Origin of the sequence: Pelagicoccus sp. SDUM812002, from assembly GCF_031127835.1 — a bacterium.
Lineage (GTDB): Bacteria > Verrucomicrobiota > Verrucomicrobiia > Opitutales > Opitutaceae > Pelagicoccus.
In genome coordinates this window covers 1-7,920 of the sequence record NZ_JARXHX010000040.1, presented here as the reverse complement: position 1 = coordinate 7,920, position 7,920 = coordinate 1, and the positions used below count along the sequence as shown (strand labels likewise).

Sequence of the window (7,920 nt, the reverse complement as noted above, 5' to 3'; positions counted from 1 at the left end):
CGCGGTAGCTCGACTCGGCGTGCCAGCCCATCGAGCCGTCCTGCCGGACCTCGCGGTCCGAGCCGGAAGCCTCGACGGAAAGCTCGCGGGAAGGGACAGGGAGACATAAGCACAGAATTACAGATACCGCGATTAGGCCGCGGGCGAAGTTGGCTAAACTGAGGAACATATTAGGTGAATAGGTGAGGAGCAACGTTGTGCTGTCTGATGACGGCTTTCGACAGGAACAAGTGGACAGCCGAGACACCGCAATGAGGTGATTAGGTTCCAAACTTTTTTGATTCTCGACTGTACTTTACGAACTTTGAAGGACAGCGCGACCGAGTCGAAAAGATCTTTTTTGAGCAATAATAATCGGCAAAAATTAGCGAATTTCACCGATTATCTAAGCGAACGCCCTGATCGTAATTGGCGGTTGAACACAAAAATTAGGACATTAGTGCGATTAAAATAACATCCTGCTAAACTTCGAACCCTACCCCGTCAATTCTCCCGACTCGCGATAACAACGAACGGGCGCATTCAGGCTCCAGAGGGGCATTTCCGCCCATCAACGCGGTATTCCTATCCACAAATACACTAGCGCAATACGGCGGTTTCGTGTTTCTGTGAAGAATGCATGGAAGTTCTTGCTTCAGACGCCGATTGGAGCTTCATCCAGTCAACCATCAAAAACAGCCACCTGACCATGCAACATCCGTGAGTACGCTCAATCGCCCTGACGTCCCACATATAACAGTTATACTTTCCACCTACAATCGATGCGCGGTGCTTGCCAAAACCTTGGACAACTTCAGTTCCTTAGATTGCTCAGGTCTCCGATGGAATCTCGTAGTGGTCAACAACAACTGCTCAGATACCACAGACCAGGTATGCTCGAAGTTTCTAAAGACACTTCCTCTGACGGTCATATTCGAAGAAAAGCCCGGAAAAAACCGGGCGTTAAACAATGCGCTGGATAATGCAGAAATTGGGGATGTGGTGTTATTCACGGACGATGACGTAGCACCCCCGAAAGACTGGCTTGTAACGGTCGTGGAGTCGCTCCGGAGGTATCCTGAGACAAAAGCGTTTGGAGGCCCGGTTCACATGGTTTGGCCGGACTCCGCTCCGGGCTGGGCCAAATCCTTAGAAAAGGTAATATACCCGCAACACGATTACGGTCCTGACGATAGAACCTATTCGCAAGGCTCTTACCCGATCGGACCCAATTTTTGGGTAAGATCGAACCTGTTTAAGGAGCGTGGCTTTCGTTACAACGAACGCATCGGGCCCGTCCCAGACGGCCGCAAAAGAATCATGGGGAGCGAGACATCGTTCCTGCAGATGCTGAAAGATAATGGTTTTGAAATAAGGTATGTTTCAGGCTGCAGTGTCGGGCACTACGTAACCGAGGAGCAAATCGTACCAGACTATGTCAGGAAGCGGGCTAAAACGCACGGAAGATACCTCGCCCACGTAGCACCTAGTTTCGACAACGAGAGCCTTTACCGCAAATCGAAATTCCTGTGGAAGCTAAACAAAATGGCGGCCTGCATTAAAAATGCAGCAGCTGGCCAGTTAGCGAGATTGGATTCCGACCTTTCCCGACGATATCGGAAGCAGGTTGAAGCTTGCCGGTGGCTCGCTTTCAACTTGGCGTACCTGAATTCCCATCGAGAGATCTGGACCGAAAAGATAAGTGATTCAAACAAACGAAAAACGTAAACTACTATGTCAGACTCACCTTTCGTATCGGTCATCGTGCCCGTGTATAAAGCAGCTGCCACGATCAGCAGATGCATCGATTCGCTGACGAAGCAAACGTACCCAAACTTAGAAATAATCGCGGTCAACGACGCTTCTCCTGACAACTCCTTGGCAATCCTAAAACAGATAGCCAGCAACACGCCAACCCTCCGAATTGTTGACAAGAGTCAAAACGAGGGAGTACACGCAGCCCGGCTGGATGGAATGAAGGCTGCGAGGGGAAGGTATCTGGCATTCTCGGATTCCGACGACTGGTCCGAACCAGATATGATCGAGAATCTCTCGAAGCATTGTAGAAAGACCCAAGCAGATATTGTGATCGGTGGAAGCTACTTGGTAGACGCGGCCGGCAAGAAGCTCGGGTACAAAACCAAATTCAAATACCAAGAACTGGCAGGGCCCTCAGCGTTTGAAGAATTCTGTAACCTCCGGCTCGGGACAGCCGCACTCTGGAACAAACTTATCCAAAGGGAACTTGCCCTCAAATTCGCAGAGCAAGACTGGGGATGGCGACCGGACGCAGTGGAAGACACACTAATGCTCATCGGCTGCCTCGCCGAAGCAAACAAAGTCGTAACGATTCAGGAAATGCTTTACAACTACGTACAACACGACAACGCCGCTACAAAGTCCGCGGGAAACGCGTTGAGCTTCGCGAGAATATTGAGAGCTTACGCTAGCGCCACAGAGGTGTATCAGGATTTCGAACCACCCTTCAAACAACTGGTCGACGAGCTGTACAGACGGCAATTAAACATGCCCGTTTACCATGTCTACGAAGCTTCGGATCTAAACTCTAGCAAAGATTTGCTCGAGGCAGCCGTCAAAATCCTGGCAGCGAATCGACCATCTGCCCTCTATGAAATGGCCAACATAGGGATTATATGCCCGGGATCTCGAAACCTCCATAAAAGCAGCCTCGGAAAACTCTTGTGGGCTGGCAAGGCGACCCTCAGATCCCTCTGGTCTCGCATTCGCTAGGCTGACCGCATGAATGCAAGAAAGGTTACCCGAGCGGAAGCTAGCTTGGGGATCCAATTCTAGTCCTATGGTTGATACATCTGGAGAATCTGAAAAACGATCAAAACAAACGCGACACTTTGACACTGATCACCTGAGGGCGGACCTTAAAGGCCGATCAGTAAGAAGCGGAACGGTCACGATGGTTTCTCAGGGTCTTCGCTTCGTCATCAACATGGGCTCGACTATGGTTTTGGCGCGACTGCTTGCGCCGGAAGACTTCGGCCTAATTGCGATGACTCAATCTATTCTCGTCTTTGTAAACATATTCCAAAGCATGGGTCTCTCCGTAGCAACAGTCCAAAGGGAGCATATAACACATGAACAAGTCTCAACCTTGTACTGGATTAATTGCGCCGCTAGCACATGCGTGGGGATCTTGACCATAGCGATAGCACCCCTTGTCGCCCTTCTATACGGTGAGCCAAGACTAACAGCGGTGACCATGGCCTTGTCAGTACCTATGATAATAAGTGGTTTTGGATCGCAACACGGTGCCCTACTCACCCGACAAATGCGATTCGGCACGGAGCAAGTAGTAATACTATTCGCGATGATTGTGAGCATCATAGTAGCAGTTGTATTCGCAAAGCTAGGGCACGGGTATTGGGCACTCGTGTATAAAGAGATCGCGATGACCTCAACTATCGTCGTCTGCTTCTGGCTTAGTGTGCGATGGATTCCTGGCCTACCGCGAAAAGGCACAGGAGTTAGCGGAATGTTGAAATTCGGAGCCTTCCTGACTGGAAGCAGTTTCGTGAACCAGATGGCCCGCAACGTAGACAACATTCTGATTGGAGCCTTCGCTGGCCCAGTCGCCTTGGGACTCTATTCGAAAGCGTACAACTTGCTATTGATGCCGATCCGACAGATAAATATGCCCATAGGTCGCGTCGCCATTCCCAGTTTGAGCCGACTTCAAAACGAGCCTCAACGTTTCGCAGGATTCTACTACAAAGGGGTTGAGATGCTAGTCTTTTGCGGCATGCCAATCGTAACATTTTGCTTTGTGGCAGCAGAGGATATAGTTATGGTCGTGCTGGGCGAGCAGTGGACCGACACAGTTGGGATATTTAGGGCCCTCGCCCCGGCGGCAATCTTAGGCACATTTAGCGTTGCAGCCGGTTGGTTATTTCATCCCCTCGGACGCACAAAGAAAGAGCTGTACGTCACCTTGGTGAGTTCTACTTTAACCATCGCAGCCTTCGCGATTGGCATACGATGGGGAGCAATGGGTGTCGCGTACGCTTATAGTGCAGCCTGCGTATTGAAAACCGTTCCCGAGTTGAGCTATGCAACGAAAGACAGCCCGGTTTCACTTTCAGCGACATTACTAATCCCGTTTCGCCCATTTCTGGCATGCCTCGCAAGCGGAGGGGCGCTTTGGTTAGCAAAACCGCTATTAATCCCAATAAAGTCAGACCTACTAGCCATCATCATCAATTTGGTGGCCTTTTTAGTATGTTACCTAGTATCAATCTTGATTATTCCCGGCGGAAGGTCCTTCCTCTACTCATCAAAAAATACACTTATCGAGTCTTTTCTGAAAAAGAAGAAGTAACAATCAATGACTGGACCTAAAAACCTCCTAATAGCATGTCGAGAATATGGACTTACGAGCGAAATTTGGATGAATCGCCAAGCGAGGAATTTCTCTCAGCTGAATCCGAGATTCCTGACTTGGCGAACGAATTTCGATAGCGGGGAGTTTCGCGTCCATGACTTAAAACGAGACTTCGATAATGATAAGTCACTTACCAGCAAGTTGACCCAACGTTTGAGAGGCACCCTGAGTGGTAATTTCTTTCTACCAACACCTCGTGAGAGCGAAGATATTGCCGCGGCTATGCAAGACGAGACCCCGGTAGACGCGATCCTTTGCCACTACGGTCACGTTGCCCTGAGGATGTTACCGCTGGCCCAGGCCAACGGAATTCCTCTGGTCGCCCACTTCCATGGAGCCGATATATCCTCGTCCCTCAGGAACAATAAATACTATCGATGGAGCCTCAGAAAAAACCTTCCCCGATTCACCGCTTGCGTTGCCGTCGGCACCAAGCAAGTCGAGGCTCTGCAAGGATTGGGTGTCCCAAAGGATCGAATACACCTGATCCCTTGCGGAGCCCCAGCAGAGTTATTCACACCCAAAGACTATTCATCTGGTCTCAAAGAAAGATGCAAATTCATCACCGTCTCCCGCCTCGTCGAATGGAAGGGAGTCGATATTGTGGTCAAGGCATTCCTCGAACTAGCCAAGGAACGCGACGATATAGAATTGCACGTCGTGGGGAGCGGTACACTGGAACCACTACTAAAAGAACTGGCGAGAGGAGCGAACTCGCCTGAGCTGATTACTTTCCACGGCGAAAAATCTGAGGCGGAGGTGAGAGCCTTGGTCAAAAATTCAAGCGTATTCATACAGCACTCCCTAGACCATGAATCTGGTTGGTTTGAAGGCTTCGGCGTTTCAGTCACAGAAGCATCACTTACTTCCCTGCCAGTTATTGTTACAGACTCGGGCGGACTCTCGGACCAAATCAAAAACAAAGTAAACGGACTAGTTGTAGCCCAAAGGTCCGTTGAGAGCACTTTGGAAGCCATGAAACAGCTGGCGGTCGACGATACACTACGAAAGCGCTTGGGACTTGCTGGCAGAGAAATCGCAATGGAGCAGTTCGAAGCATCAAAACTCTCCGCTAAACTGGAGCAACTGCTATATTCAGTTGCCTCTGGAAGCCTCTAACTCAGTTCAGAAACTAAGCCAACGTAATTTGTCTATTACGGCCTCGAATCCGCCTCGAACCCGTTCTTCTCCCCCCTAAGCCGCAAACTAAGAGCTTCGGTTTTTCCGACCAGACAGGACTTTCGACAACAACTCAGAGAGTTCCCGAGCGAAGCCTCGGCCGCCCGGCAACGCCAATACCGTCAACGCGAATACGGATATGAAAATTCCGAAAAAGGCGCAGTTTTCAAAGAACACATTCTCGAAATCTTGGCGTCGCTCAAAAGCGAGGAGTACTACGGAAGCAACTGCAGAAGCGACTACAGACCGTACCGCGATACGGGCAATGTCTAGAAGAGAAACTGGACTTCCCTTCGTCGCATACATCAGACCCGGTACCTTCAAACAGACGGAGGTCACGCTGAAAGATGCCGCAACCCCAATCGCTCCCCACTGCAGTCCCACAATGAAACCAGCAACGGTGACTACTGAACCGATCAAAGTTAAGAGGAATTGATCCTTGCCCCTTCCCATCGGAACAAATAGCCATCCCGTCGCCACGTTCGTTGCTCCCATGAAAGCAGCAGGAGCCAAGGCACGGAAAATATCTACCGTTCCCATCCACGATGGACCGAGAACGAGAAGCACAACTTCATCCGCCGCCACGGCCGCGTAGGCGACAATGGGCATGCTGAGGCAACATACGAGCTCCAAGCCCCGCAGATAGAAACGCCGGAAGCGCTCAGGGTCTCCCTGCAGCCGGCTCAAGGTGGGGAGCGCCACGATTCCCATAGGCTTATTGATCTCCCGAACAGGTAGCATAAGCAATCCATAGGCCTTGGAATAGAGCCCCGTGACAATAGGACCCAGGAAGTACCCCAACAGTAGAGTGTCTACATTTCGCGTCGCGGTCATGAAAAAATTTCCTGCGGTAAGGTGAGCCCCAAAGTGCACCATCTCTCGAGCTCCGGACCCCCTCTTCGGCAGGCTAGGAGTCCAGCCCGACGCAAACCAGCGCAAAACGACCACTAATACTGCCGCTGACACTACCTTCAAAACCAACGACCAATACCCAGCCCCGTGAAGAGCGGAAGCGATTGCGACGAGAGACCCGACAACCTGACTCGCGATCATGATTCCCTGCTCCGTACCGAATCGCATCTGTCGCTGCAGCAACGCACCATGCTGAGCACAAACTCCGCTTAGAAACGTCGGGATAGCCAAGGCCATTGCGATCGGCCCGAGCCGGTCATCTCCAAATACCAGAGCGATTACAGGTGACAACGCGACGATGAGCCCCGCGACCAAGGTTCCGGCCGCCGTGTTGAGCCAGAACAGCATCGAAACCTGCTCATGATTGATGCGGTCCTTCTGCACCGTCGCCATCGACAAACCAGCATCTTGGAACATGGCAACGAAGACCAAAACCGATCCGACCATCGCGAGCAGGCCGAAGTCCTCTGGCACCAGAATTCTCGCCAAGACGGAAGTAGTTGCCATGGTCAAAACAAACTTGGAACCCTGAATTACCACTGTAACGGCCCCGCTCCTAGCGGAACGCTTACCCAAATCCGCATTTAAATGCTCAGTGCTGAAATATGAGTCCCCTTTCTGCTGATGGCTTCTAGATTTCGATTTCATAGTAATTGCTTGTCTGCAAATACGGACTCGAGCTGGTCGTTCCAACCGAGTCGTCACTTCTAAAAATGGAGCAAAGAACGTTTCGAAAGATCCGTAGCGCAAGCTATTTGTGCCCACCTAGACAATGTACGCTAAAGGCGCCCCGCCCCGCCGACCAAACGTCTCCTTCCTCGGTCTAACCTCCGCAGATTCTCTCCAATCGTAGGGAAAATCTCCTAAACCCAAATCGAACATTGACGATGTCTGCCAAGGATCGCATTGCAATCTGCAGATTCTGAGACATTGAAAAGCGCCAACAATGCTGAGCCAATCTAGGCATGCACCCACCAAACATAGATTGTAAAAACACATTGCCGGGAATGAGTACCCACTGCAGCATCTTAGCTCCCACAACAAGCAAGGAATCTCAATGAATCAGGAAGAAGAGACATTTGTCGAAAGCCCCCCCCTGGCAACGAATCAACTACCTTTGTGCGTGGATCTTGACGGAACTCTGATTCGCACAGACAGCTTGCATGAGCTAGTCTTGAAAACGCTGAAAAAGAGTCCCCTCAAAGCAGTCTCCATACCGTTTTGGATCCTCGAGGGAAAGGCTTCATTCAAAGCGCGCCTGATGGCTGAGAACGAGCTGAAGGTCTCCCTACTGCCCTACAACACGGAGATTCTGAAATATATAAGGGAGGCTCGCAAAACACGTAAAGTTTACCTATGCACAGGGGCTAATGAAAAGCTCGCCCACTCCATAGCAAAGCACTTGGACTGCTTTGATGGCGTGGTAGCATCTACGA

5 protein-coding genes and 1 pseudogene are annotated in these 7,920 nt (G+C 50.7%); 5 read left to right on the top strand and 1 reads right to left on the bottom strand.

Annotated features, from left to right (window positions below; genetic code table 11):
- Nucleotides 1-699: 699 nt before the first annotated feature.
- From QEH53_RS23110 to QEH53_RS23095, 4 genes are all read left to right on the top strand, one after another.
- A complete protein-coding gene (locus tag QEH53_RS23110; protein WP_309025608.1) occupies nt 700-1,707 on the top strand; it encodes a glycosyltransferase family A protein in 1,008 nt (335 codons plus the stop codon).
- Between the two features lie 6 nt (nt 1,708-1,713).
- On the top strand, nt 1,714-2,730 hold the full coding sequence (locus QEH53_RS23105; RefSeq protein ID WP_309025607.1) for a glycosyltransferase: 1,017 nt from the start codon (nt 1,714-1,716) through the stop codon (nt 2,728-2,730).
- Nucleotides 2,731-2,743: 13 nt separating this feature from the next.
- On the top strand, nt 2,744-4,330 hold the full coding sequence (locus QEH53_RS23100; protein WP_309025606.1) for a lipopolysaccharide biosynthesis protein: 1,587 nt from the start codon (nt 2,744-2,746) through the stop codon (nt 4,328-4,330).
- A gap of 69 nt (nt 4,331-4,399) precedes the next feature.
- Nucleotides 4,400-5,512, top strand: coding sequence for a glycosyltransferase family 4 protein (locus QEH53_RS23095; RefSeq protein WP_309025605.1), 1,113 nt, complete (start codon nt 4,400-4,402; stop codon nt 5,510-5,512).
- Nucleotides 5,513-5,599: 87 nt separating this feature from the next.
- Here QEH53_RS23095 and QEH53_RS23090 read toward each other — a convergent pair whose 3' ends face one another.
- Nucleotides 5,600-7,132 carry a lipopolysaccharide biosynthesis protein gene (locus QEH53_RS23090; protein WP_309025604.1) on the bottom strand — a complete coding sequence of 511 codons (1,533 nt, stop codon included), beginning with the start codon at nt 7,130-7,132 and terminating at the stop codon, nt 5,600-5,602.
- A gap of 409 nt (nt 7,133-7,541) precedes the next feature.
- Here QEH53_RS23090 and QEH53_RS23085 point away from each other — a divergent pair.
- Nucleotides 7,542-7,920: pseudogene (locus tag QEH53_RS23085) on the top strand (hypothetical protein); the annotation flags it as partial.